Here is a 25,913-nt window from a genome sequence, read left to right on the forward strand (position 1 = left end):
GTATGCGATGCCGGCCCACCCGTCGCCCGGCCGCCACCCCTCACGGAATCACTACGTGATGCTGTCGTCATTCTTTGTCCTCGTGCACGATGGTTGCGGTGCCCGCGCGCCCGTCGAGCACCACGCGATCGCCGGTGGCGACCAAGCGGGTGACGCCGGGAACGCCGACGACGGTGGGGATGCCGAGTTCGCGGCCGATGATGGCGGTGTGCGAGAGCACGCTGCCCTTCTCGCTCACCAGTCCGCCCGCGGCGACCATGAGGAAGACCCAGCCCGGGTCGGTCGTCGAGGCGACCAGGATCTGCCCGTCGATCTCCACCTCGGGATCCGGCGTGCCGAGCACCAGCGCCGGCGCCTCGACACGCCCTGGCGCGCAACCGATGCCGCGCAGCACGGTCTGCGCCGTTGCGTCCACTGCCGGATTCGGGGTGTCGAACGCCGGGTCGTCGATGGTCGCCGCGGCGATGCCGGTGGTGACGATCCGGGTGGGCAGTTCGACGGCGCGCCAGCGCTCGTGATCGGCCTTACGGGTGGCGACGATGCGGGCCGCGTCGGTGTCGACGGCGGTGCCGCGGGTCAACGCCGCGATCTCCTCGTAGGTGAGCCAGAAGATGTCGCGCGGGTCGTTCAGCAGGCCCGCGCCGTGCATCTGCTTGCCGAACTCCCGGAACACCCGCTTGACCAGGCCGAACGAACGGCTGCGGCCCAAGCGCATGTTCTCGCGCTGCTTCACGTGCTCGCGGGCGCGGCTCAGCGCGAGACGGAAGGCGACGCGTCGCGGGAAGCTGTCGCGGAACAGCGTGGCCGCGGTGGCCTCGGCCTCGCGACGAATGGCCTTTTCCCGCGCTGCCATTTCGTCGATGTTCTGCCCGCCGCGCAGGTAGTTGCGCAGCATGGGCACCAGGCGCTCGGGATGTTCGCCGAGCGGGTCGGTTTCGAGCTTGAGCTCGTCGACCGTGCGATCGCCGAACAGGGCGATATGGCGCAGGTATGCCGCACGGAACGCGGCGAACTCGCGCTGCTCCAACGTCTTCCACACCGCGTGCGCGTCCAACGGACCCTCGAACAGCGCGCGCAGTGCCGCGTCGTCGCGAATCGTCGCCGTCAGCGCCAATGCCGAGCGCACCGGGTCGACGCTGTCGACACCTTCCTCACCACAGAACAATTCGTTGCGCAGGGTGATCGCCTCGGTCGGCTCCAGCCCCTGGCCCTCGAGCAGCAGCCCCACGACGTGGAACAGCTGCTGGGCCAGGAAGTCGTTGAAGATCTGCACCGAGTACGCGGGCACGAGTTCGTGCAGGCAGCGCTCCATCCACTGCAGCAGCGCCTCCGGATCGCGTTCCCGCTCAGGCGTGTCGGGGGACAGACGCCGGTCGAGGTCGGCGGTGAAGGCGGCCAGCTCGGTGAAGAAGGCTCGCAACCGCTGCGGCAACCGCACCCAGCCCGAGGCGATAATCGCGAAGACCCGCACCCGCAGCGCGTACATCCGCAGCCGCGCCACCCCGCGTTTCGGCGCGGCCGGACGCTGGTAGCGGTTCTCGATGTTGAGGGCGGCCTCCCAGCCCTCGATCGCGAACTCCATGCCGGGAATCTGGAGGAACAGCCGGTACCAATTGCTGATGTTGTAGTAGATCCGTCCGTGCGCGGTGCCGACCAGGTACGGGTACAAGCTCGCCGCATTGCGGTCCACGATCGCGCCCGTCGCGCCGAAATCCCGGTGGCAGGCACGGAAGACCTGCTCGTAAGCGGCGCGCAGGATCGAAAAGGTCAGCGGGCTGGACAATCCCGGATAGGACTCCGCGACATTGACGTTGTCGAAGATCGTTTCGCGCGCCCCCGTCGCGGTGACCGGGCGGGCCTGCAACAAGAACAGCGTGCCGTCCGCGTCGTAGGCCCATTCGACGTCCTGGGGTCCGCCGAAGGCTTCGGCGAGCGCGCCTGCGGTGCGCGCGAGTTCGACGATCCGTTCATCGGTGAGCGCGGGCTCCGCACTGCCGCCCGCGATCTCCGCTACCGCGGTGCCGGAACCCGAGTCGGCGACGACGCGGCTCCGCTTGTCGACGACGGTGCGGGAAACGACCGCGCCCGAGGCGTTGTCGACGAAATACGTATCGCATTCCACCGTGCCCGCCACGACGCCCTCACCGAGACCGAGCGCCGCCGACACCACCGATTCGGCCGGATCGCCGGTCTGCGGATTGCAGCTGAAGACCACGCCGGAGACGGCGCTGTCGACGAGCACCTGCACCAGCACCGCGCAGTCGACGCCGCCGTTGTCCAGGCCGCGATGCGCTCGGTAGAACAGCGAACGCTCCGAATAGGCCGACGCGAGCACCTCCAGAATGGCGCGCGGCACGTCGGACGGCGCCACATTGAGGACCGTATCCAACTGACCCGCGAACGAATCCGTCGCGGAGTCTTCCCCGCTCACGGACGAGCGGACCGCCAGCCGCACCGGGCCGTCGGACCATTCGGCGATCGCCGCGTCGAGTTCGGCCGCGACCTGGTCGGGCAGGGAAACGCCGAGGATCAGGCCGCGGACGGCCGCCGACACCGACCGCAACGACGCGGGGTCGGTGTGGTCGAGGGTGCCGAGCAGGTCGGCGATGCCGTCGGCGGTGGGCGCGAGGATCTCCGCGCACGCCTCGGTGGTGACCACCGCGAACGGCGGCACCCGATAACCGGCCGCCAGCAAGCGACCGAGATTCGCGGCCTTGGCCCCGAATCGCGCGATGTGCTCCGGCGCCGCGTCCGGCCGCGCGGCCAGTGTCGCGGCGGGCACCACCGCGCCGGTGTTCGTTGGGTTCATAGCTCTGTGCCTCTGCGTATCGAAAGACGATGGGGGCGTGCGCCACTCGGGCCGATGACGCTCATCGGGCCGACTCCGCCAGTGCGCCGGCGGCCGAGGCCGCGGTCTCGCGCCGGGTGAGGCGCACCAGCACCGGGTCGGGCGTGTTGGAGATCTCCGGGTTCTCCCGCACCCGAAGGCCGTTGACCAGTTCGATGTCGTAGCGCGCCAGCAGCATCGCCAGACCGACGCGCAGTTCGGTCAGCGCCATGTGCTGGCCGACGCACAGGTGCGCGCCCCAGCCGAACGGGAAGTACCGGAACGGGGGACGAGACCTGGTGCGCTCCTTGGTGAATCGCTCCGGGTCGAAGGTCAGCGGCGAGTCCCAGAATTCGGGGAAGCGGTGGTTGACGAACGGGCTGATCACCACAATCGCCCCCGGCTCCAGGTCGAAACGGTCGAAACTGTCGGCCTCCAGCGCGGTGCGGCTGAATGCCCAGGCGGGCGGGTGCAGTCGCATCGCCTCGTCGATGGACCGGCCGGTCAGCTCCAGCGCGGGCAGCGCCCGCGCGATGCCGGTCTCGCCGAGCGCACCGTCGATCTCGGCCCGCACCCGATCCAGTACCGCCGGATTGCGGCACAGTTCGTAGACGGTCCAGGCCAGCGCGCCGCCGGTGGTCTCGTGCCCGGCCAGCAGGAAGGTGAGCACCTCGTGGCGCAGCTGTTCGTCGTCCATGGCGTGGCCCGCGTCGTCGCGCGCCGCGAGCAGCCGGCTGAGCAGCGAATCGGCCGCACCCGTCGCGGCGGCACGGTGCCCCTGGATGACGTCGTCGACCACCCGGTGCAGCCGGGTCAGCACGCCGTGGAAGCGCCGATTGGCGGGGGTGGGCACACTCGGCGGCAGCTGGATCGGCGCCGACATGTGGTTCATCACCCAGGAGACGCCCTCGCGCACGTCGTCCTCGATCTGCGGCAGCACACCGTCGATGTCGGCGCCCATGACCGCGCGGCACACCACGTCGGCCGCGAACCCCATTACCTCGGGCACCAGATCGAAGGCCGCGCCCTCGGCGGCCCGCGCGTCCAGCCGGTCCAGCATCCGCTGCGCGCAGGCGATCATCAGCGGGATCTCGGTGTCCACGTGCCTGCGCGCGAACGCCGGTTTGATCAACGCGCGCTGGCGTTTCCAGAGTTCGCCGCCGCTGGTCAGGAGACCGGGCCCGAGCAGGTAGTTCAGGCTCTGATAGCTGATGCCCTTGGCGTATTTCGCCGCATTCGTCACCAGCACCTGGTTGATGTGGTCCGGCTCGACCAGCAGGTGCAGCTGCTGGTGCACGAGGCGCAGCCGCACGCTGCCGCCGTGCGCGACGGCCTGCTCGTAGAACAGCGTGAGCGGGTCGGCGCGGTAGTCGAGGTAGGCGCCGAGCGGATGCCGCAGCGCCGGACCGGCGAGCGCGCGAGCCGTCATGCGCCGCCTCCCACGTCGACCAGTTCCGGTTCCCTTCGCTCGAGGAACAGGCGACGGGCTTCCGCGCGCTGCACCTTCCCGCTGGTGGTCTTGGGGATGCTGCGCGGCGGCACCACTCGGACGTCAGCGGCCAGCACCCCGGTCCGCTTGCTCACCGCGACGCGCACCGCGCGCCGCAGCGCGTCGTGTTCGTCAGGGGCGAGCGCGGTTTCGACGATGAGGTGCAGTTCCTCCGACAGACCCGCGGCATCGGCGTGCCCGACCGCCGCGACCCCGCCGAGCCGCACGCCGTCCACCTGTTCGGCGGCGATCTCGAAATCGGTGGGCAGGTAGTTCGCGCCGCGGATGATGATCAGGTCCTTCTGCCTGCCGGTGATGCGCAATTTGCCTGCACGCAGATACCCGATGTCGCCGGTGTCCCACCAGCCGTCGGCGCTCGCCGCCGCGGTGGCGTCGGGGAGCCGGAAGTAGCCGACGGTGGTCGACGGGCCGCGGAACTGGATGCGTCCGACCGTGTCCGGGCCGCACGGTACGCCGTCGCCGTCGACGACGCGCACCTCGGTGCCGAGCACCGGCTCGCCGCAGTCCACGATCTGCATCGCGTCCGGGTCGTCGTTCGGAACATCCAGCACCACACCGCTTCCGGTGAGCGCGCGACGGGAGACCGAGTCGTAGGCGATCGGAGCGTGCGGGCGCGCGACCGTCACGGCCAGCGAAGCCTCCGCCATACCGAAGCAGGGCACCAGCGCGTCCGGTGGAAGGCCCCACGCGCCGAAACGATCCACGAAGCGCTGCACGGTCGGCGGGTGGATCGGCTCCGCGCCGCAGAACAGGAACCGCCAGCTCGACAGATCCACCCCGGCCAATTCCTCGTCGGTCACCCGCGCCGCCGCGTAGCCGTAGGCGAAATTCGGTGCGGCGGTGAAAGTTCCGCCGTACTTGCTGACCGCGCGCAGCCAGTCGCCCGGGCTGCGCAGGAAGCGGCTCGGCGGCATCAGCACGGCATCGATGCCGCGGAACATGGGCGTGAGGAAGCCGCCGATCAGTCCCATGTCGTGGTGCAGCGGCAGCCAGCCCACCCAGGTGTCGCCCGGACCCATCGCCGCGGCGAGCGCGATCTGCTCACAGTTCGCGGCCAGATTGGCGTGGGTGATCTGCACCCCCTTCGGCGTGCCGGTAGAGCCCGAGGTGGCCTGAATGAAGGCGAGGTCACCGGGTTCGGGCAGGCGCGGCGTCAGCGCGGGCCCGTCCGGCGATCCGGCCACCGCGTGCAACGCCGCTCCGTCGATGCCGGTCGCCCCGGCCGGAAGCTGTGCCGCCGCCAGCACCGTCGCGCCCGCGACGACCGCCTTGGGCTCCAGGTAGGCGAGCAGCCGGTGGAACTTGTCGTAGAACAGCTCCGCCGAGCCGAACCCGCCCGGCGTCGCCACCGCCGTCGGCACCGCGCCGAGCGCCAAGGCGCCGAAGAACGCGGTGACGAACTCCGGGGAGGTGGGCAGCGACAGCACCACTCGATCCCCAGCCCGCACCCCGGCATCGGCCAGAGCGGCCGCGGCGCGTCCCGCGGCGAGCGCGAGATCATCGTGCCGCCAGGCGAATTCGTCATCCGTGCCGCGCTCCGGCACGAAAATGGTCGACGGGCCGTCGGCGCCGCGTTCGGCGTTCGCCAGCAGCGCGTGCACGATGCTCGGAAACCGTGGCGCCAGCGGGCCGGTCACGACTCTCCCCGCACGTAGGCGACGATCTCGGCGACCGTATTCAACTGTGCCGCAGCGTCTTCGGGAATCTCGACGTCGAAGGCCCGTTCCAGCTGAATGGTCAGCTCGATGGCGGTCGGCGAGTCCAGTCCGTAGTCGATCAACTGGGCGGCGGCGTCGATGTCGTCGGCCGCCACCCACAGCACCTCGCCGACGATGGCGCGCACCCGCGCCTCGATCTCGGCGGCGGTCTGGGTTCGTGCACTCATCCGAAGAGTTTTCCTTCCGTGACGCAGGCGCGGACGGACTCGTCCAGGTCGACGCCGTCGGCGGTATCGATGCGATGGAAGCTGACCTCCGGGTAGGCGGCGGCCAGGGTGTCGCGCACCCGGAGGTAGCCCTCACGCAGGGCGGTGAGGCGTTCCGCGGTCTCGTGCGCCTCCTTGACGCCGCCTGCGGAGCGCTCCGCGCAGCGGGCGGCCGCCTGCTCGGGCGGGACGTCGAGCCACAGCACGGCATCGGGCAAGGTGGTGCGGAACCGTGCCGCGAATCCCGCGACCGAGGCGGTGATCTCGCGGCCGACCAGGTCGGCGATCTCCGAGAGCAGCTGCCAGATATCGGGGGAGCTGCCGAGTCTGCTGGACTCGGAGTGCTGCCAGGCCAGGATGTCGTCGAAGGTGCCGGGGCGGTGTCGCTCGAGCACCGCGGCGATCTCGGCTTCGCGATCGTGGCCGTTCCACTCGGGGCGAGCGAGTGCCACGTACAGCGGGCCGTAGACCAGCAGCTCGATGAGCGGATGCCGCTCGAAGACGAGGACATCCGGCGCCCAAGTGTCCAGGAAGTGCCGCTCCACCGGACCGAACAGCGTCATCTGCAAGTACATGGCCGTGGCCTTCATCTCCAGGCTGGAGATCTCGTCGCATCCGACGCTGAATGCCTTGAGCTGCTTGGACAGATCGGTGAGCGGGACGTCACGGGTGTTGTGGAAGTCCGGGCAGGTCATCGAAGCGAACGCGGCGTGATCACCGGCCGGGGCCAGCTCGCGCAGCCGCGCCATGACCGAGGACTTGCCGGCGCCGTCGATGCCGACGATGGCGACGCGTCGGGTCATCGGTCGTCCTCCTGCAGCTGGGCCAGCACGGCCTTGGTGATCGCGGCGGGCGCGTCGGTGCCGTCGAGACGGACCCAAGCCAGCTCCTCGGCCAGCTCCTCCAGCGCGTCGTGGCTGCGCTGCTGGAAGTCGAGGAACGCCTTCTCGTCCCCGTAGCCGCTCTCGTAGTCGCTGCGCAACTGCTTGCGCCCCAACGCGTCCTGCGGGCTGACGGTCAGATAGAAGGTGCGGTCCGGCTCCGGGAAGCCCGCCGTGAGCTTGCGCAGCACCGCGGGGTCACCGCCGTGCGCGACCTCGGTGGCGTAGTACTTGTACCAGTACGCGTTCGCGAGGACGATGTCGACGCCGCGCGCGGCGGCCAGGTCGAACGAGAGCTGCATGGCGTGGAACAGGAAGTGCGCGCGGCTCAGCGGCGTGAGCAACTTCAGGTAGCCGTAGATCTCCGAGGGGCTGTTCCACGGCAGTTTCGAGGAGACCTTCGGATCCAGGAAGGCATCCCAGATCGTGACCGCGGCGACGCTGTGTCCTTGAGTTTCGAACTCCGCGGCGATCCGCGCCACCTGGGTGGTCTTGCCCGAGCCGTCGCCCCCCGCGATACAGATCAGGCGTTTGCGTGCGGTCAGTGGTTCATCCCTTCTCGGCGCCGGGCGCGGAGACGCCGGGCGGGTTGGTTCTTCGCGGGGTGCGACGACTTCGGCGGGAGCTTGCGCCTCGGCCGCTGTCGCCGACTCGGATTCGGTTACGCTGTCGTCTTTTTCGGATCCGGCGGGCGCGGAGTCACCCGTCTCGGCCTTGGGCGACGCGCCGGTCTCGGCTGCTGGGGTGGCTACCGCCGCATCGACCTGCGCCGTCGCCGTGTCGAGCACGCTGATCACGCCGGCGCTGCCGTCGACCCGGATCCGCTGGCCCGAGCGCACGGCGGTCGTCGCGCCGGCGACGTTCAGCACCGCGGGAATCCCGTACTCGCGCCCGATGACAGCGGCGTGCGACAGCATTCCGCCCACCTCGGTGACGACTGCGGCCACCAGGCCGAGGGCCGGGGTCCAGCCCGGGTCGGTGAAACGGGTGACCAGAATGTCGCCTTCGCGCAGCTGATCGATATCGGCCAGCGAGGTGATCACTCGTGCGGTGCCCTCGGCGATGCCCGGGCTGCAGCCGAGTCCGGTGAGATCGCCTTCGCCGATCTCGCGCACCGCCCCCACCGTGACTCCGCCGCCGAGTTCGTGCGGCGGCGTCAGATCCCGGTATCCGGCGTATACCGCACGGCGATAAGCGATTCGGGGGGCCAGCTCGGCGATCTCGACGCGACCCGCGACCAGATCGCTCAGCTCGTGGATGCTGAGCTGGAACGCGTCGTCGGCGTACTCGAGGGTGCCCGCCGCGGCCAGCCGGGCGCCCGCCTCCACGACGTAGGCTCGCACGATCGCGTAGCACTGCGAGGAGAATTCCCGCATCCGTTCGCGGGCGACGAGGTAGCGCCGCATCCGCTCGACGTGCTTGTCGACGGACTTAGCGAACTTGACGCGAGTCCTGGTCTTGGCCCGAACCCGGCCGCGCAGCGCGGCCAGCTCGGCCTCGTAGCGCTTGCGCTGCTCCACCAGGGTCACGTCCGGATCGGCGGGCGCGGTGCGGTGTTCGAGCATGACCGCGATCATCGAGCGCACCCGCTCGGGCTCCTCGGACCAGCGGGGGCAGGTCAGATCCAGCTCGGCGTCGGCGTGGAAGCCCTGCTCGGTGACGAATTCCGCCAGCGCCCTTTCCCATTCGACGCTGTCGAGCCCGTGTTCGCTCGCCACCCGGTGCAATGCGACGATGCCGCGCTGCATCTGCATGTGGCTGATCTCGGCGAGACCGCCCATCAGGTCGATGGCCGAGGTCGAACCCTCCGTCGCGGCGTCGACCTTGTCCAGCAGCTGCTTGAAGTCGGTCTGCACGCTCGAGTTGTTGTAGATGGTGGTGAAGTAGGTGCGTTCGGTGAACGCGTGAAAGGTGAGCAGGCAGTCGGTCAGATCGGTGGCGAAGGTGGCGTCATCGGTCTGCGACAGGACACCTACCCGGTCGCGCCAGAGCGCGTGCTTCGCGGGCCATTCCACCGCGAAGGCGTCCACCGCGGCCAGCTGGTCGCGATAGCTTCGCTGGACCGCCAGTGCCGCGGGCAGCGCCTTGGCGATGGTCTTGGCGGAGGTCGGGGTGCGGTGCGGCCCCTCGGGGCCGTAGTCGTTGAGCACGCCGAGGTCGTCGTCGAAGTGCTGCTCGTCGAAGCCGGGAATCTTGAAGAAGCAGTTCTTCACCGCGCTGACATTCCAGTAGGCGCGGCCGTAGTACATGGCCATCCAGTCCGGTTCCACGCCGGGATCGGCGAGCTTCAACCGTTCGAAGAACTGCTGCATCGAATGCTGAAAAGCGTTGTCGTACAGCGAGAACATCATCGGCGTGCAGACGCGCGCCGAGACGCCCCCGTCGCGCAGGTCCGCATCGGAGAACTGATCGATATCGGTCCGCCAGGTGATCGCGGTGATGGCGCGCGCCTGCAGCAGCCACAGCTTGCCCTCGGCGTCGATCGCCCACTCGATGTCCTGCGGGCGGTGCCGGTGCGCCTGCACGGCCAGCATCAATGCGGCCAGCTCGGCGGTGGCGGCCGGCTCCAGCTCGATATCCTCGCCGCCCGCGTCCCGCTCGAGTACCGCGCCGTCGAACAGGCGCAGGGTGTACCGCGTCGGGGTCACTTGACCCGAGACCAGTCGTTCGCCCAGACCGGCGCAGCATTCGACGACCGCGTTTTCCTCGATGCCGGTGAGCGCGTCGATGCTGAAACCCACACCGGCATACCGGGCGTCGACCATCCGCTGCACCAGCACCGCCACCGTGGCCTTCGCCTCGGTGTAGCCGTGCTTGGCCAGGTAGGTGCGGACCCGGTCGTTGTGCACAGAGGCGCGGCACTGTCCGATGTAGTCGCGCAGCGCCGAGACGTCGGTGATGTCCAGATAGGACTCGTACTGTCCGGCGAAGCTGGCGTCGTCGAGATCCTCCAGCACACCGCTGGAGCGAGCGGCGACCGGGAATCCGCCCAGCGTCCGCACCCAGCGGGCCAGGTCGTCGTCGCCGACCGTGTCGAGATCGAGGTCGGCGGGCACCACGAAGCCGGGCGGCACCTCGAAGCCCGCGGCGATCAGTTCGTGCAGGGTGCCGGCCTTGCCGCCGGCTCGCTCGGGAGCGAAATCCGCCGCGCCGAGGAACATCGGCGCGGGTGTCGGGCTGTCGGACACGGTAGTGGCTCCTGTCGGAAGCAGAACCGGGCGCACCTCGTGACGAGCCGCGAGTTCGCGGGCGGCGTGCACGCCCGCGACGGTCAGTCCGCCGTACGACGGACTCGCGGTGCCGGGCTCGAAGCCGAGCAGCACGGTCTCGGCCATACAGGCGTAGACCACGCCGGGAGGCAATCCGGTTTCGGGGAAGGGGGGTGTCTGGCCGAGCGGCAGCGTCATGCGCCCACCGGAGACCAGGGTGATGTTCGGGCGCTCGGCGACGGCGGGATCCACGTCGCCGGGGACCGCCAGATCGCATACCAGCACCGGATGATCCGCGGCCAGCAGATCCGCGGTGACGAGCGGGAGCGCGGAATTGGTCGCGGTGAGCACGACGTGGCAGTCCCGCAGCGCGGCCAGGTCCTCGCTGACCTCGATCACGGCAGGCGCGGCCGAGGTGAGCCGGTCCGCGACCCGGCGCAGGCGTCCGGCCGAGCCCGGCCGTCCCACCAGCGTGATCGCCTCGGCGTGCGGCGCGATCATCTCCGCCATGACCGCGCCGATGTTGCCGAGCGCGCCGAGGATGCCGACGCGCCGTCGCCCCGGTTCGAGCCGGGCGAGCTCACCGACCACCACGTCGTAGGCGCAGGCGGCGGTGAGGGAATTGCCCGAGGTCACCGTGACCGCGTCCTCCACCACATCGCGGGAGGCGTTGGTGACGATAGAGGTGTACCCGCCGAGCCCGATCACGGTGGCGCCCAGCGCGATCGCCTGTTCGACGGCCTCCAGCACCAAGTCGCGCGGCCAGGCGCGGTGGCCGGACCGCTGGCATTCGACGATCTGTTCGGCGGAGATCGGCACCGCGATCAGGCAGACCTCGACCGTGGCGCCGGTGGGGGAGCTGATCAGCTGCCTGGTCAGCTCGAAGGGTTCGGCCACTCCGCGCAGGCGCTCGAACAGCGCGGCGAACTGCGCGTCCGACCACTCGGCCAGTTCCGGCGCGAACCGGCGCAGATCGGCAGGTTCCGGCAGATTCGCGAGGAAGACCACCCGGTTCGGCGCGTCGTAATCCCGCGCCACCTTGGCGGAGCGCCGCTCGGGCAGCGGCTTGCGCTCCGGCACTTGCCAATTCGTGGTCACGGGTGTCGTCAGGTGAGCCAGCAGCGTGGCCATGTCGCCGCGGTGCAGCAGCTCGGCCAGCTCGTCCAAGGCGGATTCCAGGCGGGCCAGCTCGGACTCCGCAAGGAATGCCGACGGCTGCAACCGCAAGGTGGTGGGCGCGGACAGCGTGGGCAGCATCCGGATCCGGTGGGTGTGCAGCAGGTAGCCCGCCACCACGTAGCCGAACATGTCCGGGTCACAGATCTCGCGCAGCAGCGCCGATTCGGGCGCGGGCGGGATCAGTTCGATGCCCTGCAGCAGTCCCCGGCCGCGCACGCCCGCCAGCACTCGCGGCCAGCGCCGCGTGACCGCCTCCAGCCGCGACCGCAGTCGTGCGCCGGTATCGCTGATCCGGATCTGGTTGTCGCGCAACAGATCCAGCGCGGCTTCCGCGACCGCGCAGGACAACTCGTCGTCGGCGAAGGTGGAGGTGTGGTATCGGCCGAAATCCGACACCGACGTGGCGCGGTCGACCAACAGCGCCGAGATCTTCACCAGGCCGCCGCCGAGCGATTTGGACAGCAGGTAGTAGTCCGCGGCCACACCCGACGGCGCCGACGCCAGGAAGGTGCCGGTGCGGCCCATGCCGGATTGGATCTCGTCGAAAACCAATGCGGCCGTGTGCCGGTCGGCCAGTTCACGCAGGGCGCGCAGCGTCTCGGCAGGCACCTCGCGGACCCCGCCCTCGCCCTGGATGGGTTCGGCGAAGATCGCCGCGATCGGCGAGACCGACGTCTGCGACAACACCGGCCGTCCGGCGGCGTTCACGCTGATCCGGCCCACCGGCCGCAGCTCCTGCGCGAAGGCGGCGGATACCTCCTCGGGCGTCCAGGTGTCGAGTTTGCGCCGCTCGGGGCCGGGCACGATCAGGTCCGCGGGCGTATCGGCCTGCTCGGTGAGCGCGAAGGCGCCCGCCGTCTTGCCGTGGAAGGCGTTCGCCAGCGAAACGAAGACGGGGCCCCGCCGTTCGATCTCCTCGACGACGCGCAGCGAGTCTTCGAGAATCGCTGCCGCCGAGCGTGTTTCGTCGTCTTTCTGATCGGCCGCGGTTCTGGTGACCGGACGCACCGCGTGCAGTCCGTCGCGGCGCAGCTGCCGAAGCGTGCGGCGCAGTTCGTCGCGCAACTCGGCCAGTCTGCGCGCGTGCGCGACGGCCGCGTGCCTGATGGCGGCCTCGACCGCGTCGGCGCCGGTGGACCCGAACGTCACCACGTACTCGCGTCCCGTGCTCGCCCCGACCAGGTCGGAAAGCCGATGTGCCAGAAGCGAAGCGCCCGGCCGGACACTGCCCTGTGAGACGAACGGAGTCTGCTGGTTCAACCGTGCGGTGGCCACGCGGACCAGCGCCGGATGGTTGTGCCCGAACAATGCCGCGCCGAAGCCGCCGACCATGTCGAGCACCCGTGTACCGTCCGCGCGGATCAGATGGTCGCCCTCGGCGCCGACGTACACCACGTCCAGGTGACAGGCGCGCAGCAGCCGCGCCAGTCCGGGTCGGTTGTGCCGCGCGAAGTCGTCGAACAACTGCGACGCCTCGACATCCATTCCGGTCGAGGAGATTTCGTGGTCTTGTGCTCTGGGAGCCATGCGGTTATGCCCCGATCCCGGCGCGGTGGCTCGTCTTGTTCGTCACGCACTCGATCACGTCACGCGCGGTGTGCAGCTCGGAGGCCTCCTCGTCGGAGATCTGCACGTCGAACGCGCGCTCCAGTTCGATGATGATCTCGGCCGACCGGACCGAATCCAAGCCATAATCCAGCAACGGCGTATCGAGGTCGATTTCGTCGACACGCAAACCGCTGCGAAACAGCTCTCGGACGCGTTCGGACACCGTGTTCGGGGCGGTCATTCCAGACCTCCGACCGGGCTCGCGCCCGTTGCGCCCGGGAGCTCCTCGATCTCGACCGCGGTGTTTGCCGACACCGTCGAGTACCTGCCTTTTCCCTGGTCAGTGCCGGATGCGGCGACAGCCGAGCCGGTGATCACTTGCCTTCCGATATCGACAACCAAAACTGTTACGCCTCATATCTCGTCACCCTGCACGACTGTCACCGTGCACAGTCGTGCGTTCGACCAATCTCTACACCGCTGATGTGGGCGCTGCAATGCGAAAAGCACTGTCCTACAGTGCATCTCATGCATCGGCAATCTCATGGCTAATGGGCTTCGATTGTTGTGAGCGCAACGTGGCGTCGCCCCGGGAAAATGGGGCATGACGGCATGGTGTCTCGGACAATGAATTCTGCGATTTCTGGTTACAGGTACTCCGTCGGGTGGTGGTCGCGGAGCGGGTTGGAGGAGTTTTCGGAAAGTTCGCTGTTCACGATCGGTTTACCGAATAGATAAAACCGACCCATTGGTACTTTTCGATTGAATCGGGCCATACCAGATTTCGGTGACGAATTCCATACTTGCCAGAAAATTTTTCACTCCGTACAGATGGCGCCGGGTGCTATTGCGCAGCGTGGCAAACTTTTTCGAGTTCTCGAGAATGTGACCGCTCTCATTGCAAGCAGGTAGTGGAATCGGCTATGTGGGGCATCACATCGTTTCCGAGAGTCGATCTTCCGGAGCGCGAGGGATCCCACCGCAGCGCGAACCTCTCCGCTCGGTCGGCTTGCCGTCGCGTCGAGAATTTGGTTCAGTTGGGGGACTGATCATTTGGTACTCGTGCTGGGGGTGCGGCGGGGTGGAGTCGGTAGGCATGGTGGCCGGGGGCGTGGTGTGGCTTCGACCGATGTTGCTGTGGCACATGGTCGTTGTCGACGGCTCGTCGGGTAACCGAGGTGGGGTGGTGGCGGGTCCGGATTGCCCGCACTAATTGCTCGGCCTCACCCAACGGCGTATCGCGTCGATGGTGGTTTCCGGTGAAGTGTTGAAGCAGAACCGCACGCCAGGGGATATCTGGTTGACGGCGTTGACTATTCGTTCGAGCACGAGGGTGTGCTCGAGCGCGCCGCGGATCCCGGCGCCGATCATCACGACGCCGAACGATCTGTCGGTGGCGCACTCTCGCAGCACGGCTTCGGCGGCGTCGGGTTCCGCGGGGACGAGGCATGACACGAGGTCGAACCCGGCGTCGCGCAGCGCCTGCTCGCCCGCGGCGATCCGCGCTGTCAGCGTGGCCTCGTCCAAGCCGGGAATCCGGCTGTAGTCGAGAGCGCCGGGATGCAGGCCGATCGACAGCACGGTGCTGGAGATTCCGGACTCGTTCACTGGCTCGGTTCCTTTCGGTGTCACGGCGAAACCGATCACGCTCAGCGTCGCCAGCAGGGCCACGGCGGCTCCGATCAACGGCATTCGTCGGTTCGTTCGGCCGTCGGGTGCGGCCTCGGCTCGGTCGTGCGCCGTCCGGGCGGTTGTCGTGCCTGTCATGTTCGCAGCGTCGTGGACCGTGCGCCCGGCCACCAGGACCGCCCGGGCATGGGACGGGCGGTACCACCCCGGGCGGTGGATCGCGCGGCACGATAGGAGTATGGACAGAGCCGAATTGGCCGCCGTGCTGCGCACCGCACGCGCCAGGGTCGAACCGGTCGAAGTCGGCCTCCCCGCCGGATCACGTCGGCAGGTGCCGGGGTTGCGGCGGGAGGAGGTCGCGCAGCTGGCGGGCGTCAGCGTCGACTACGTGGTGCGGCTCGAGCAGGGGCGCGGACCGAAACCGTCCACGCAGGTCCTGGGTGCGCTGACCCGAGCGCTGCGACTCGGCGACGACGACCGCAACCTGGTCTTCCGGCTCGCGGGCTCCGAACCGCCGCACGCCGGGCGTGTCCCGATGCAGGTGCGCCCCAGCGTGCTTCGGATCCTCGACCGCATGTCCGACCTGCCCGCGCTGGTGCTGTCCGCCACCTCCGACGTGCTGGCCTGGAACCCGCTCGCCGACGCGCTCCTCGGCGATTTCTCCGCGCTGCCCCCGACGCGGCGCAACCTCATTCGTGAACGGTTCCTCGGCGACGGTGTCGGCCGGGTGCGGCTGTCCGACGAAGACGAGGAGCGGACCGCTGCCCATTGCGTCGGCTGTCTGCGCACCGCGCGAGCCCGCTACCCCGGCGACCCCGGCGTTGCCCGCCTCATCACCGAACTGCGTTCCGGCAGCGTGCGATTCGACGAGCTGTGGCGTGCCGGACAGGCGGGCACGATCAGCGCGACCACCCTCACCATCGAACACCCCGCGCTCGGCAGGCTCACTCTCGACTGCGACACGCTGCTGGTGCCGGAGGTCGACCAAACCGTCGTGGTCTACTCCGCCGCACCCGGCACGCCGGAGGCTGCCGCCCTGGACCTGTTGCGCGTCACATGAGGAAGGGGTGCTGACGACACGGCCGCGTCCTGCGAGCCCGAGTTCCGCCGGCGCCTGGCGCGAAACTCACCCTGTGACACCCGTCGTCGCGTGCGGCGCGCCTGTTCGCTAGGGCCGGTGGTTCGAGCCCGGGAACCAGCGGTCCAGCCGAGCGGCGGCCGAGGCGGCCTTCTCGCGCGCGAGTTCCTCGGAGGGCGCGGAGAACGGCGCGACCGGCGCGGGGCCCGACAGAAAATCCGCGTCGACCTTGCCGACCAGGCCGCCCCCGAACTCGATATGACACACGCCGCGACCTCGGTACCGTTCGGACCAGTCGGACCCGTGCACCGTCGCCGCGATCGCAGCGGCGACGGTATGGGCGGCGTCCTCGGCGAACACTCCCGCTCGCGGGACCGGGGCATCGGCGCAGTCGCCGAGCGCGTAGACGCCCGGGTACGGCGTCTCGAGGGTGTGCGGGTCGACGGCGATCCAGCCGTCCGTGCCGCCTTCGGTCAGCCCGGACGCCGCCACGACGGCGGGCACCCGGTGCTTCGGGATTCCGATGAACAGGTCGTAGGGGAGATCGCCAATGCGGGTCACCGCCACGTGGCGGCTCGGATCGAGAGCGTGGACCAGTCGGCCCGGCGAGTACTGGATGCCGCGGTTGTTCAGTGCCTCGACGAGCGCGGCGGAGGTGTCGGCCGAGACCGGGATCGGTGAGTCCATCGGGCTGATCATGTGAATGCGCGCGTCGACACCGCGCCCGGCAAGCTTCTCGTGCAGGAGCATCGCACCCTCGTAGGGCGCGGGCGGGCACTTGAACGGGACGCTGAGAATGGCGAGGAGCACGTCGCCGCCCTCGAAGTTCGCCAGCCGGTCGCGCAATCGGCACGCGCCCTCGATCGAGTAGTACTCGTATCCGTCTTCGACGAATCCGGGGGTCGCGGTGAGGTCGTATTCGGCCCCGAGCGCCACGACGAGAATGTCGGGTTCGTACTCGGACCGATCGGTGACGACGCGGCGGGTCCGCGGATCGATCGAGGTCACCTCCTCGCGGCGGAACTCGACCCCCGGATGGGCGAGGTCCGCGTACGGAACACGGACGCGCTCCGGCGGAACATCCCGGAAGAGGATCTCGAGTTTGGCGAAGCCGAAGGTGAAGGAGTCGTTCCGGTCGATCAGCACGATCCGGACCTGGTCGTCGGCCAGTGCATGCGACAGGCGGCTGGCCAACTCCAGCCCGCCGAATCCGGCACCGAGAATGAGCACGGTTCGCATGCGCTCATTGTGCTCCCGGTTGCCACGCGTTCGCTGACGAACCGGGGTTTGCGGTCGCATCCGGCCGCCGTGCGGATGCCCCACCAGGCGGTCGATTCGCCTGCCGAGGATGCTGTGTCGTAGCGGCAAGCGGTGCGAGTGCCGGCGCCGAGCCGCGCGGCGGCGGTGCCAAGGCCTTGATAAGCCCTCGGTCGAGAGATCAGGAGACGAGATCAGTCGCTCGAGTCGGAGCCGTAGAGCGCGGACATCCAGATGTTGTAGAGAACGTCCACAACTATTCGCGGGTCGGTGCGGGGTTCGCGTCCGAGGGCTTCCGACAGGTAGCGCTCGTCCATCCACACCAGAGCGCGGGCGGTCTCGTCCGCGTCGAGCGCTTCCGCGGTCCGTCCTCGAGCCTGTTCTTCTCGGATGTGGCGCGCGATGGCGTCGATGAGTCGCTGAACGAGTGCGCGGTAGGCGATTTCGACCTTTTCGTCGCTTCCGGAGGCGTCGGACAGCGCGCGTAGCACCGGGCCGTGGCGGACATAGACGTCGGCCAATCCCTCGAAGGCGGCTCGCGCATCGTTGCGCAGGTCGTTGCCTTGCATCCACCGGTTGGTCATCTCGAAGATCTCGCGGCCGACGTCCTGCACGACGCGCAGGGCGAGGTCGTGCCGGTCCCGGAAGTGCACGTAGAACGCCGGCCGTTTGAGGCCGGTGCGGCTCATGACCGTCTCGACGTTCATCTCGCGGAACGGCCGTTCGCGCAGAAGCTGTTCTGCGGCGTGCAAGATCTCCTGCTCGGACTCTCGCGGATCATGCTTCGGACGTCGGGCCATTGCTACATCGTACGCGACAAACCGAAAAGTTACTTTGTGTCATTGACATATAGTAAGTAAATCGGTGTGGTCCGTTTCATGGTTGATCGAAGTGTTTGCATTGATCGAAGTTCTGATATCGGCCGACGCCAGTGATGAGGTTCCGGCGGTGGGTGGCGGGGCCTAGGCTGACGATCGTGATTCGGGCGGTCTTTGTCATCCCGTTGCTGTGCTGGTTGCTCGCGGCGCGCACGCCGCGCAGCCGGAAGAGGGTGGGCGTGATCCTGGCGGTGATCGCCGCGGCGGAGTTCGCGGTCAGTCTCGGATGGGTGCTGCCTGCTGGGACGATCACGGTGATGGTGCTGTTGGTGACGCTGAATGTGGCTGTCGCGGTATGGGGATTCGTATCCGACCGTGCGGAGACCGCCGAATTGTCGGTGCTGAACCGTATCGGGCGAACGCTGGTGATCGGGTACTGCGTTCTGAGCGTGCTCTGCACGGCCCTCACGGTCGGCGTCATGAAGGGACAGCGGGCCTCGGTGCCGTCCAACGACGCGCTGCTGCCGCTGCCCGAGGGGTTGACCGTGTTGGCGAACACGGACCGGGGTTGCGGCGGGAACTCCTCGACAATCTGTATGCGCGCCTTCGAGATCGGGACCGCGGGCACGGTGCCCGCCGAGGAGGTCAGCGACCGCGTGCGTAGTCACCTCGGGTGGCGGCACGGGTGGTCGCTGTACCACGGGCGCGACGGCGGCTGGTCCGGTTGCCGCGACGAGGGCTGGGTCTTCGATCGAAACAACGTGTGCGTGAGCGTGTTCGACCGCCCTGGCCGGACCGTCGTCTGGTTCGAGAGCGTCGCCTACAACTGACCGCGCCACAGCGCCCGCGGCCCGAGGGGGCCGCGGGCGCGGACTGTGCGGCGCGGACTGTGCGGCGCGGACTGTGCGGCGCGGACTGTACGGCGCGGACTGTGCGGCGCGGACTGTACGATCTCGCACAGCGCGCGGGCTCGGCGATGGGCACGCACGCGGACCGTAGGGCTCCCGCCTCACCGATCTTGTTCGCGGCCACCACCTTTGCGGTCTCTCCTGTCCGTCAGGAGAGCTTGCCGTTGTAGTCGGGCAGTTTGAAGGTCTTCTCGGCATGTCCGCCCGCGAGATCCGAAGGGCTGTTTCCGATGTTCGCGACGATCGTGTACCCGTCGCCCTCGATGTCTATGCGGGCGTTGGTCTTGTATTCCTCGAGCCCCACCGAGCCCGCGGACAGCGTGGTGAGCGGGCTTCCGTAGAGCCCATCCACCGGGTAATCGACGGCGGTCAGATTGGTTTGGGTGTACAGGTTCATCAGCGCGGGACGACCGGTGACGAAAATGATTGCCGCACCTTGCGATTTGGCCCATCGGACCAGCTGCAGAATGGGCGCGATGGCCGGAGTGATGGGGCCCGGGTTGTACTGGGTTTCCAGCGAGGTGTTGTCGATGTCGAGGACGATGGCCGGGCGGGTCGCCCCGGGCAGCCGTCCGGCCAGATAGTCCTTGGCCTGCGCGGCGACCGTCTGCACCTCGGTGATCCACTGCGAATACGGGGGAAGGCCGCCACCGGAGAGCGACGACGAGCCGGTGCCGCCGGAGAGCGACGACGAGCCGGTGTCGGCTTGGGCGACGGACAGCGGTGCGGCGACCGTGATGGTGATGCCGAGGGCGATACCTGCAACAGAGCGTCTCATGACCAGGGGACGTTATCGCGCACGAAACAGACGCGCATGTGTTTCACATCGTGCGGCGTGGAATATCCCGCTCAGTGGGACGGTGGTCGTCGAAGTCGTCGAACGCTACGCCGACGTGGTACGGCTTGTCGGTGATGCGCCGACGAGTGACGTGCCGGGGCACATCACAATCCGGCGCGATCCGGCGACCTCGACGTTGTACCCAGCCTCGATTACGTTGGCGACGTACTGGATTCGAACGCGCCTGTGGGGAGGGGCGCGGTGGACCGGATTTCCGAAGCGCTGGGTGAATGCGACGTGGACCGGCGGGCACACGGCCACTTACGAATACCGGCTGCGCGGGTTCGAAAGCTATGTCTTCCGGTTCGATAGCGGCGCGCTGACAGTGGATCCGGCCGAACCCGGCCCGATCGATGTCTACCTGAGCATCGAACCGGTTACCGCGCTGCTGTTGAACTACGGACGGATCGGCCAAGTCCGGCCTGCGCTGAATGGCCGCGTGCTGGCTTGGGGTCGCAAAACCCTGTCTGGCTCCGGGCTTTTCGCGTCGCTTCCTATCGGCTTGATCGGCATTCCACGGCGAGCGTGCCTAGCCCCTGCGCGAATTGACAGCCACAGTGTGGTTTCCCGATGTCTGTCCTTCGTTCTGGTCTCGTATCCGACGCAGAGCTTGGAGGTCGTTCGCTGCTTCCGGCACATCCATTTCTGCGCGCAGCATCAGAGCCTGGATGCGTGTAGGTGGACCGCGTCGGAAACGTCCGACCGAACGATTCGAAAACAACTGTCGGCGCGATCTGAAGATGACCCCGGCGAGTCGCCTGGCTACGTGAATCGCACGCACCGCAGCTCTTCCCACCACCCGTTCCGTCAATCGGACCAATCCCTTGTGAAAGCCCCTCCGAAAGCGGCTGATGGTTCTGTCCGGGTCGGGCAGGCAGCATGAGAGCGAGGTCCCCAATGAGCATGAAGTTGTGCGGGATAGCGGCCGCCTTCGCTGTCGCACCCGCCATCGCCCTCGGCGCGGGCGTCGCCACCGCCGAGTCACCCACCGTTCCTATGGCGGAGCAGCGGCACGAAGTCATGAACAACTTCTTCGCGCCGGTGTGCCTGCCGACGCTATTGCCCAGCATCAACGCCACGGGATTCTTGATCTGTCTGGCGTAATGCCGGGAGCGTGCCGGCCCGCGTCCAAGTCGCGCCGCGCGCTCGCCGCAATCTCACCGCAGGCGCTGCGCGATCCGATCGGCCGTGTGCAAGACGAGATCCGAGAGCCCCGGCGGCGGGCAGGGCGTCAGGGTCAGGACGGCGACGACCGCCGGTCGATGCATGCCGTCGCTCAGCAGCGGCGCCGCCACGCAACTCATTTCGGGAACGCCCTCGTGGTGGACCGAGATGGCGAATCCGCGGTCGCGCAGGGAGATCGGCAGCCGATGCGACCGCCTCGCCGTGAGCGTCGCCGGGGTGACGGGCTTGTGGTCGGCGACGAGCAGGACGTGCCAGGCCGCGGCGAGCGGCGCGAAGGTCTCCGTCAGGTCCGGCGGCAGTATCCAGCAGTGGGCGCCGCGGGCGGCGGCGGTCACCAATCGACCTTTGCCCCCGTACAGCGCGTAGACGGCGGCCGCGTCCGCCGGACCGACCAGCGCGCGCACGGGATCGGCGGCGGCCTGGCTCAGCAGCGGATCCGGCTGCCAGCAGCGTCCGAGCTGGGCGGCGAGAGGGCCGATGAAGTAGCGCTGATCGATCTGCTGAATGGCCCCGACCGAGACGAGCTGCTCGGCGATGCGGTGGGTGGTGGTCTTGGCGAGTCCGGCGTTCCGGGCCAGCTCGCTCAGCCCGAGTCCGTCGTCGGCCCGGCTCAAGACATCGAGCACAGCGAACGCCCGATCCAGCACACCCTGCTTGTCGTCGCCGCCCGCGACGAGCTCGCGCACATCCGGCATGGAGATAGTGTGCACGCCCCGCCCGGGTTTTCTCATGAGTAGCGGGCTACCCGAAATCGTCCTTTGCTCCGCTTGCGGCGCGACCGGGAACCGTTGCGGAATCGCAACCGGACATTCCCAGCCGCGCCGGGTCGTGAACCCCTGGCTCAGGGAGTGCGGTAGGTGCGCGCCACCAGCGCCGAACGCAGATACCAGAGCCCGGAGGGCTGGGATGGATCGAAACCGGTGAGCTGCCCGATTCGTTTGAGCCGGTAGTCGACGGTGTTCGTGTGCACGTGCAGCACGCGGGCGGTGCGCTGGCGGTTGAGGTTGTTGGCGATGTGCCGCTGCAATGTCTCCAGCAGCTCCGGGTGTTCGTCGAGCGGGTCGAGCAGCGAACCGAGGTATTCCCGGCCCGGGCCAGGGCGGGTCAGCTGGTATTCCAGCGCCAGCTCGTCGAAGCGGTAGAGACCGGCCACCGCTTGCAGGCGCTGCACCATGTCGAGCAGTTCGTGCGCCTGGTCGGCGGCGTTGGGTATCTGTTCCGGCGTTGCCTCGACCAGGGTGGCGGTGATGCCGACCTGGGCGGCCCGGGACAGCTCGGTGATCAGCGCGTCCAACTGCCCTTTGTCGAACGCGACGGACGGTATGAGGATGGTGCCGCCGTCCACGCTGAGCAACGACAGCGCGCTGCTGCCGCACCGGGTGGCCAGTTCGGCCTGGACGCGGCGCAGTTTGCGCCTGGCCACCACCTGCCCGTCCACGGCCGGGTTGCGTTCGTCGCGGTGCTGCGGGATCGCGACCGCGACGACCGCGTACAAGGCAGCGATGGCGATGCCGCACTCGCGCGCCATGGTGGAGGTGCTGTGTCCGCCGAGCAGCGCGGAGGTGAGGGTGTGCACGGCGGTGTGGTGCTCGCTGACCACGGCGCGCAGTTCGCGGACGTAGGCGACCGAGATCGCCGAGGTGATCTGGTCGAGCATTTCCACGACCATCTTCGCGCCGTCGACGAGGTTGCCGTAGTCCTTGGTCGAGGCGTTGGAGACCACCAGATCCAGGCCGATCTTGAAGCCCTCGTGAATCGAGTGATGGATGGTGTCGATCGGCACGCCCTCGCGCGCCCAGCCCGCCGCGGCGTCCTGCAGCCGCTGCAATTTGGCGGGAATGTCCCGTCCGTCGAGCATGCTGACCGCGAACTCGAGGCAGACCCGGGTGATGGTGGTGACGTCGCCGCTGATGGCGTCGCCCGGTAGCGTGCCGCAGGGGACCACGTTCTCGACGAAGTGTCCGACCATCTGGCGCGATAGGCTCCGGACATCCTGCAACGGCGAAGACATCGGTCGGCCGGACAGAGTCAAACTCGGTCTGGCCCCACTGTCGACGGTCATTGGCGACTCCTTCCGCCCCCGGGGGGAAATTGCTGTGCGGCGCATTCACATTAACCGCATGATCAATGGCGCGGAACGATTCGTCGGGTTCTGTGAGATCACGACGGCGCCGAAATCGGACCCTTGTGAGCGCTCACAGGTCATGGGGCGTTGGGGTCCGGGGGGAATGCGGACCGAGGCTTTTGCTGGTCATTTGTTCAGTTTACTTTTCGTTCGGAAACCGGTCCGGAGACCCATCTTTCGCGCAATTAGTGGAGTATCGACGAGTCAAAGTTGCGCTGAAATCGTCTGGGACGCTATGAGTGTCAACTCCCCTTCGGCGAGGCGTTGCGCGGTGCGATCGACCTCCTCCGAGTGACCTCGAGGGCGAGCCCGAGTCAGGCTGACCGACAGGTGGTTACACCCCGCCAGGGAGCGTGGTGTGCAGGCGTGTCGCGAGCGTGCCGAATGATCCATGCCGGGCGAGGATCCGGGGCGCGCGTTGCCTGCGCCGACGGAGTTACTCGCCGGTCGCTCGCCCGCGGCGGGTGGCACGAAGCGCGGGCCCGCACGCACTCTCGCGCCGCCGCCGCAAGCGAGCGTCTGCGAGGGCCTTGCGGCAGGCGGAATTCCGGCGCGACCCGCACAACTGCACGGCATGCCAAACGAGCGCTTGGCCGGGCATCGGAGGGAACCATCGAGCCGACGGACCCAGGGCGACAGAGTTGTTCGCGGGCTGGGAGCGCTGACGGTTTGCCAGATCGGATCGAGTGGCGCTTCGGCGGCCTGGCGGTAGTATCACCCGGGCCGGACCGGCCACCCAGGAACCTGGGGCTTGCCCGGCACGTGCCGTGCCCCGGATGGTTGCAGTACTCCCGTCTGCCGGGCGCGCCACGGCAGGGAAGGCAGCGATGACGAACCGATAGGGGCAGGCGATGAGACCGGCTCTGAGATGTCTTGTCTGGGAACTGGACAACACGTTGTGGGACGGTGTCGTGTGCGACGCGACGAGCGGCGCACCGCGGCCCGCGTCCCTGCGCACGTTGCGGGCGCTGACCGACCGCGGCATCTGGCACGCCGTGGCGAGCCGAAGCGACCGCAACCTCACGCTGGAGCTGTTGTACCGGCACGGCGTCTACGAGATGTTCTCCGCGCTCGAGATCGGGTGGGGCCGCAAGTCGGCCAGCATCGTGCGGATCGCCCGAACCCTGGGCCTGAGCCTGGACACCATCGCGTTCGTCGACGACGAGCCGGTGGAGCGGGCCGAGGTGTCCCGCGCGCTGCCGCAGGTGCGTTGCTACGCGGCCCGCAACATCGATGTGCTGACCGCGCTGCCCGACTTCAAGCCGGTGCTCGGCACCGGCCCGACCCCCACGCCGCCGCTCGGCTTCGACCGCGTGCCCGTCTTCTAGCGCCGCCGCCCGCGTCCGGTTTCGCGGAACCCGGACGCGGCGGCCGAGCGATGTGAGGTCAGGACTCCCGCAGGAACTTGGCGGCCTGCTCGCCGACGAACACGCTCGGCGCGTGCGTGTGTCCACGAATCAGCAGCGGCATCACCGAGGCGTCGGCCACCCGAAGTCCTTGCACGCCACGGACCTCGAGTCGCGGCGTCACCACGCTGGCCGGGTCGGTGCCCATCCGGCAGGTGCCGATCGGGTGATACAGGGTGTGCGAGTAGCCGTTGATCGCCAGTTCGAGGGTGGCCTCGAGCTCGTCGGGCGCGTTCGGCGGGTAGATGAGGCTGCCAAGCAACGCCTTCAGCGCGGGCGCGTCGGCGATCCTCGCGCAAGTGCGCAGGCCTGCCATCAGGGCGGCGCGGTCGGCGCCCGCGGAGTCGGAGAGGTAGCGAGGATCGATGACCGGCTTGGCCGTGGGATCGGCCGACCCGAGCGCGATCCGCCCTCGGCTGTGCGGGCGCAGCAGCACCGTCGCCAGGATCATGCCGTGCTCGGTCGGATCGATGAGGCCCTCGTAGTAGAACGGGGCGGGTGCGTAGACCAGCTCCAAGTCGGGCAGTTCCAGCTCGGGCTTGGACCGGACGAAGCCGTAGGCCTCGCCGATATTGGAGGTGAGCATGCCGCGGTGGCGCAGCAGGTAGTCGAGCAGCTGCCGCGGCTTCTTGTCGGCGTTGAACAGCGAGTCTTCCACCCCGTAGCCGATGCCCGCGACCAGGTGATCCTGCAGGTTCGCCCCGACATCCGGCGCGTGCGCCACCACCGCGATGCCGTGGCGACCCAGTTCGTCGCCATCGCCGATGCCGGAGAGCATGAGCAGCTGCGGGCTGTTGATCGCGCCGCCGCACAGCACCACTTCGCGGCGGGCGGTGACGGTGTGGGTCTCACCGTTCTGCCGGTACTCGACGCCGACGGCCCGTTTGCCCTCGAAAATCACCCGGGTGGCGAGGGCCTCGCTGTGCACGGTGAGGTTGGCGCGCCGCAGTGCCGGACGCAGGTACGCGTCGGCAGTGCTCCACCGCCTGCCGTTGTGCTGGGTCACCATGGTCTGAGTGAAACCGTCGGGCTGCGGCCGATTCGGCGCCTCGACGGTGAATCCCGACTCCTGCGCCGCCGTCAGGAACGCCGCCGTGGAGGGGCGCGGGCTGCGCTGGTGCGAGACGTACAACGGTCCGGCGGTGCCCTCGTCGGGGTACTGCGCGTCCTCGACGTTCTCGATCCGGCGGAACTGTTCGACCGCGGCGGCGAATCCCCACTCCGCACCGGCAAGCAGCGCCCACTCGTCGTAGTCGGCGCGGAAGCCGCGCACCCACATCATGGCGTTCATCGAGGACGACCCGCCGTACGTGCGCCCGCGCGGCCAGTACACCTGCCGGTTGTCGAGCTCCGGCTGCGGCTCGGTCAGATAGTCCCAATCCAGTTCGGAGCGAAACAGTTTCGCGAAGGCCGCCGGAATATGGGCGAACTTGTCCTTGTCCGGCGGGCCCGCCTCCAGCACCACCACCTGGGTTCCGGAATCCTCGCTGAGCCGGTTGGCGATCACCGCACCCGCCGAACCCGATCCGACGATCACGTAGTCGGCCGAGAGCTGCCCTGCTGCCACTGTCCACTCCGATCTGCACCCTTA

At 68.5% G+C, this 25,913-nt stretch carries 19 protein-coding genes; 5 read left to right on the top strand and 14 right to left on the bottom strand.

Features of this window, described 5'->3' with window-relative positions; genetic code table 11:
• Window positions 1-67: 67 nt before the first annotated feature.
• From AC3ERS_RS31625 to AC3ERS_RS31660, 8 genes are all read right to left on the bottom strand, one after another.
• Window positions 68-2,809 (bottom strand): PEP/pyruvate-binding domain-containing protein, encoded by a 2,742-nt coding sequence (locus AC3ERS_RS31625; RefSeq protein WP_431971794.1) that lies wholly within the window; start codon window positions 2,807-2,809, stop codon window positions 68-70.
• 61 nt (window positions 2,810-2,870) lie between these two features.
• Window positions 2,871-4,256, bottom strand: a complete 1,386-nt coding sequence (locus tag AC3ERS_RS31630) for a cytochrome P450 (RefSeq protein WP_431971795.1) — start codon at window positions 4,254-4,256, stop codon at window positions 2,871-2,873.
• The gene (locus AC3ERS_RS31635) at window positions 4,253-5,974 is read right to left on the bottom strand and encodes a fatty acyl-AMP ligase (RefSeq protein ID WP_431971796.1); all 1,722 of its coding nucleotides are present in this window, start codon (window positions 5,972-5,974) and stop codon (window positions 4,253-4,255) included. The genes AC3ERS_RS31630 and AC3ERS_RS31635 overlap by 4 nt, the downstream gene beginning before the upstream one ends.
• Window positions 5,971-6,222 carry an acyl carrier protein gene (locus AC3ERS_RS31640; RefSeq protein ID WP_431971797.1) on the bottom strand — a complete coding sequence of 84 codons (252 nt, stop codon included), beginning with the start codon at window positions 6,220-6,222 and terminating at the stop codon, window positions 5,971-5,973. The genes AC3ERS_RS31635 and AC3ERS_RS31640 overlap by 4 nt, the downstream gene beginning before the upstream one ends.
• Window positions 6,219-7,064: a hypothetical protein gene (locus AC3ERS_RS31645; RefSeq protein ID WP_431971798.1), complete on the bottom strand. Its 846-nt coding sequence runs from the start codon at window positions 7,062-7,064 to the stop codon at window positions 6,219-6,221. Before AC3ERS_RS31645 ends, AC3ERS_RS31640 begins: the two co-directional genes overlap by 4 nt.
• Window positions 7,061-13,057 carry an aminotransferase class III-fold pyridoxal phosphate-dependent enzyme gene (locus AC3ERS_RS31650; protein WP_431971799.1) on the bottom strand — a complete coding sequence of 1,999 codons (5,997 nt, stop codon included), beginning with the start codon at window positions 13,055-13,057 and terminating at the stop codon, window positions 7,061-7,063. Before AC3ERS_RS31650 ends, AC3ERS_RS31645 begins: the two co-directional genes overlap by 4 nt.
• A 4-nt stretch (window positions 13,058-13,061) precedes the next feature.
• Window positions 13,062-13,319 carry an acyl carrier protein gene (locus AC3ERS_RS31655; protein WP_431971800.1) on the bottom strand — a complete coding sequence of 86 codons (258 nt, stop codon included), beginning with the start codon at window positions 13,317-13,319 and terminating at the stop codon, window positions 13,062-13,064.
• A gap of 968 nt (window positions 13,320-14,287) precedes the next feature.
• The gene (locus AC3ERS_RS31660; RefSeq protein ID WP_431971801.1) at window positions 14,288-14,845 is read right to left on the bottom strand and encodes a hypothetical protein; all 558 of its coding nucleotides are present in this window, start codon (window positions 14,843-14,845) and stop codon (window positions 14,288-14,290) included.
• Between the two features lie 100 nt (window positions 14,846-14,945).
• Between AC3ERS_RS31660 and AC3ERS_RS31665 the strand changes: the two genes are divergently transcribed.
• On the top strand, window positions 14,946-15,767 hold the full coding sequence (locus tag AC3ERS_RS31665) for a helix-turn-helix transcriptional regulator (protein ID WP_431971802.1): 822 nt from the start codon (window positions 14,946-14,948) through the stop codon (window positions 15,765-15,767).
• 108 nt (window positions 15,768-15,875) lie between these two features.
• Here AC3ERS_RS31665 and AC3ERS_RS31670 read toward each other — a convergent pair whose 3' ends face one another.
• Window positions 15,876-17,024, bottom strand: coding sequence for an NAD(P)/FAD-dependent oxidoreductase (locus AC3ERS_RS31670; protein ID WP_431971803.1), 1,149 nt, complete (start codon window positions 17,022-17,024; stop codon window positions 15,876-15,878).
• Window positions 17,025-17,236: 212 nt separating this feature from the next.
• Window positions 17,237-17,842 carry a TetR/AcrR family transcriptional regulator gene (locus tag AC3ERS_RS31675; RefSeq protein ID WP_431971804.1) on the bottom strand — a complete coding sequence of 202 codons (606 nt, stop codon included), beginning with the start codon at window positions 17,840-17,842 and terminating at the stop codon, window positions 17,237-17,239.
• A 176-nt stretch (window positions 17,843-18,018) separates the two neighbouring features.
• On the opposite strand from AC3ERS_RS31675, the gene AC3ERS_RS31680 reads away from it, so the two are divergent.
• Window positions 18,019-18,690, top strand: a complete 672-nt coding sequence (locus AC3ERS_RS31680; RefSeq protein WP_431971805.1) for a hypothetical protein — start codon at window positions 18,019-18,021, stop codon at window positions 18,688-18,690.
• Between the two features lie 226 nt (window positions 18,691-18,916).
• Here AC3ERS_RS31680 and AC3ERS_RS31685 read toward each other — a convergent pair whose 3' ends face one another.
• The gene (locus tag AC3ERS_RS31685) at window positions 18,917-19,546 is read right to left on the bottom strand and encodes an HAD family acid phosphatase (protein ID WP_431971806.1); all 630 of its coding nucleotides are present in this window, start codon (window positions 19,544-19,546) and stop codon (window positions 18,917-18,919) included.
• An 82-nt stretch (window positions 19,547-19,628) separates the two neighbouring features.
• Between AC3ERS_RS31685 and AC3ERS_RS31690 the strand changes: the two genes are divergently transcribed.
• Both AC3ERS_RS31690 and AC3ERS_RS31695 read left to right on the top strand, forming a co-directional pair.
• Window positions 19,629-20,489: a hypothetical protein gene (locus AC3ERS_RS31690; protein WP_431971807.1), complete on the top strand. Its 861-nt coding sequence runs from the start codon at window positions 19,629-19,631 to the stop codon at window positions 20,487-20,489.
• A 14-nt stretch (window positions 20,490-20,503) separates the two neighbouring features.
• Window positions 20,504-20,710: a hypothetical protein gene (locus AC3ERS_RS31695; protein ID WP_431971808.1), complete on the top strand. Its 207-nt coding sequence runs from the start codon at window positions 20,504-20,506 to the stop codon at window positions 20,708-20,710.
• Between the two features lie 53 nt (window positions 20,711-20,763).
• Here the strand turns inward: AC3ERS_RS31695 and AC3ERS_RS31700 are convergent, their stop codons facing one another.
• Together AC3ERS_RS31700 and AC3ERS_RS31705 are read right to left on the bottom strand one after the other, a co-directional pair.
• Window positions 20,764-21,486, bottom strand: a complete 723-nt coding sequence (locus tag AC3ERS_RS31700; protein ID WP_431971809.1) for a helix-turn-helix domain-containing protein — start codon at window positions 21,484-21,486, stop codon at window positions 20,764-20,766.
• 146 nt (window positions 21,487-21,632) lie between these two features.
• On the bottom strand, window positions 21,633-22,853 hold the full coding sequence (locus tag AC3ERS_RS31705) for a PucR family transcriptional regulator (protein ID WP_431971810.1): 1,221 nt from the start codon (window positions 22,851-22,853) through the stop codon (window positions 21,633-21,635).
• A 914-nt stretch (window positions 22,854-23,767) separates the two neighbouring features.
• Between AC3ERS_RS31705 and AC3ERS_RS31710 the strand changes: the two genes are divergently transcribed.
• Window positions 23,768-24,244 (top strand): HAD-IIIC family phosphatase, encoded by a 477-nt coding sequence (locus tag AC3ERS_RS31710; protein ID WP_431971811.1) that lies wholly within the window; start codon window positions 23,768-23,770, stop codon window positions 24,242-24,244.
• Window positions 24,245-24,302: 58 nt separating this feature from the next.
• On the opposite strand, the gene AC3ERS_RS31715 is transcribed toward AC3ERS_RS31710, so the two are convergent.
• A complete protein-coding gene (locus AC3ERS_RS31715; RefSeq protein WP_431971812.1) occupies window positions 24,303-25,889 on the bottom strand; it encodes a GMC family oxidoreductase in 1,587 nt (528 codons plus the stop codon).
• Window positions 25,890-25,913 lie beyond the last annotated feature (24 nt).

The organism is Nocardia sp. bgisy134, assembly GCF_057708325.1.

Excerpts from the sequence above, each read along its gene's own strand:
- AC3ERS_RS31625 (WP_431971794.1), bottom strand. The coding sequence starts at position 2,809 with ATGAACCCAACGAACACCGGCGCGGTGGTGCCCGCCGCGACACTGGCC.
- AC3ERS_RS31630 (WP_431971795.1), bottom strand. The coding sequence starts at position 4,256 with ATGACGGCTCGCGCGCTCGCCGGTCCGGCGCTGCGGCATCCGCTCGGC.
- AC3ERS_RS31640 (WP_431971797.1), bottom strand. The coding sequence starts at position 6,222 with ATGAGTGCACGAACCCAGACCGCCGCCGAGATCGAGGCGCGGGTGCGC.
- AC3ERS_RS31645 (WP_431971798.1), bottom strand. The coding sequence starts at position 7,064 with ATGACCCGACGCGTCGCCATCGTCGGCATCGACGGCGCCGGCAAGTCC.
- AC3ERS_RS31650 (WP_431971799.1), bottom strand. The coding sequence starts at position 13,057 with ATGGCTCCCAGAGCACAAGACCACGAAATCTCCTCGACCGGAATGGAT.
- AC3ERS_RS31655 (WP_431971800.1), bottom strand. The coding sequence starts at position 13,319 with ATGACCGCCCCGAACACGGTGTCCGAACGCGTCCGAGAGCTGTTTCGC.
- AC3ERS_RS31660 (WP_431971801.1), bottom strand. The coding sequence starts at position 14,845 with ATGACAGGCACGACAACCGCCCGGACGGCGCACGACCGAGCCGAGGCC.
- AC3ERS_RS31665 (WP_431971802.1), top strand. The coding sequence starts at position 14,946 with ATGGACAGAGCCGAATTGGCCGCCGTGCTGCGCACCGCACGCGCCAGG.
- AC3ERS_RS31670 (WP_431971803.1), bottom strand. The coding sequence starts at position 17,024 with ATGCGAACCGTGCTCATTCTCGGTGCCGGATTCGGCGGGCTGGAGTTG.
- AC3ERS_RS31675 (WP_431971804.1), bottom strand. The coding sequence starts at position 17,842 with ATGGCCCGACGTCCGAAGCATGATCCGCGAGAGTCCGAGCAGGAGATC.
- AC3ERS_RS31685 (WP_431971806.1), bottom strand. The coding sequence starts at position 19,546 with ATGAGACGCTCTGTTGCAGGTATCGCCCTCGGCATCACCATCACGGTC.
- AC3ERS_RS31695 (WP_431971808.1), top strand. The coding sequence starts at position 20,504 with ATGAGCATGAAGTTGTGCGGGATAGCGGCCGCCTTCGCTGTCGCACCC.
- AC3ERS_RS31700 (WP_431971809.1), bottom strand. The coding sequence starts at position 21,486 with ATGCCGGATGTGCGCGAGCTCGTCGCGGGCGGCGACGACAAGCAGGGT.
- AC3ERS_RS31705 (WP_431971810.1), bottom strand. The coding sequence starts at position 22,853 with ATGACCGTCGACAGTGGGGCCAGACCGAGTTTGACTCTGTCCGGCCGA.
- AC3ERS_RS31710 (WP_431971811.1), top strand. The coding sequence starts at position 23,768 with ATGAGACCGGCTCTGAGATGTCTTGTCTGGGAACTGGACAACACGTTG.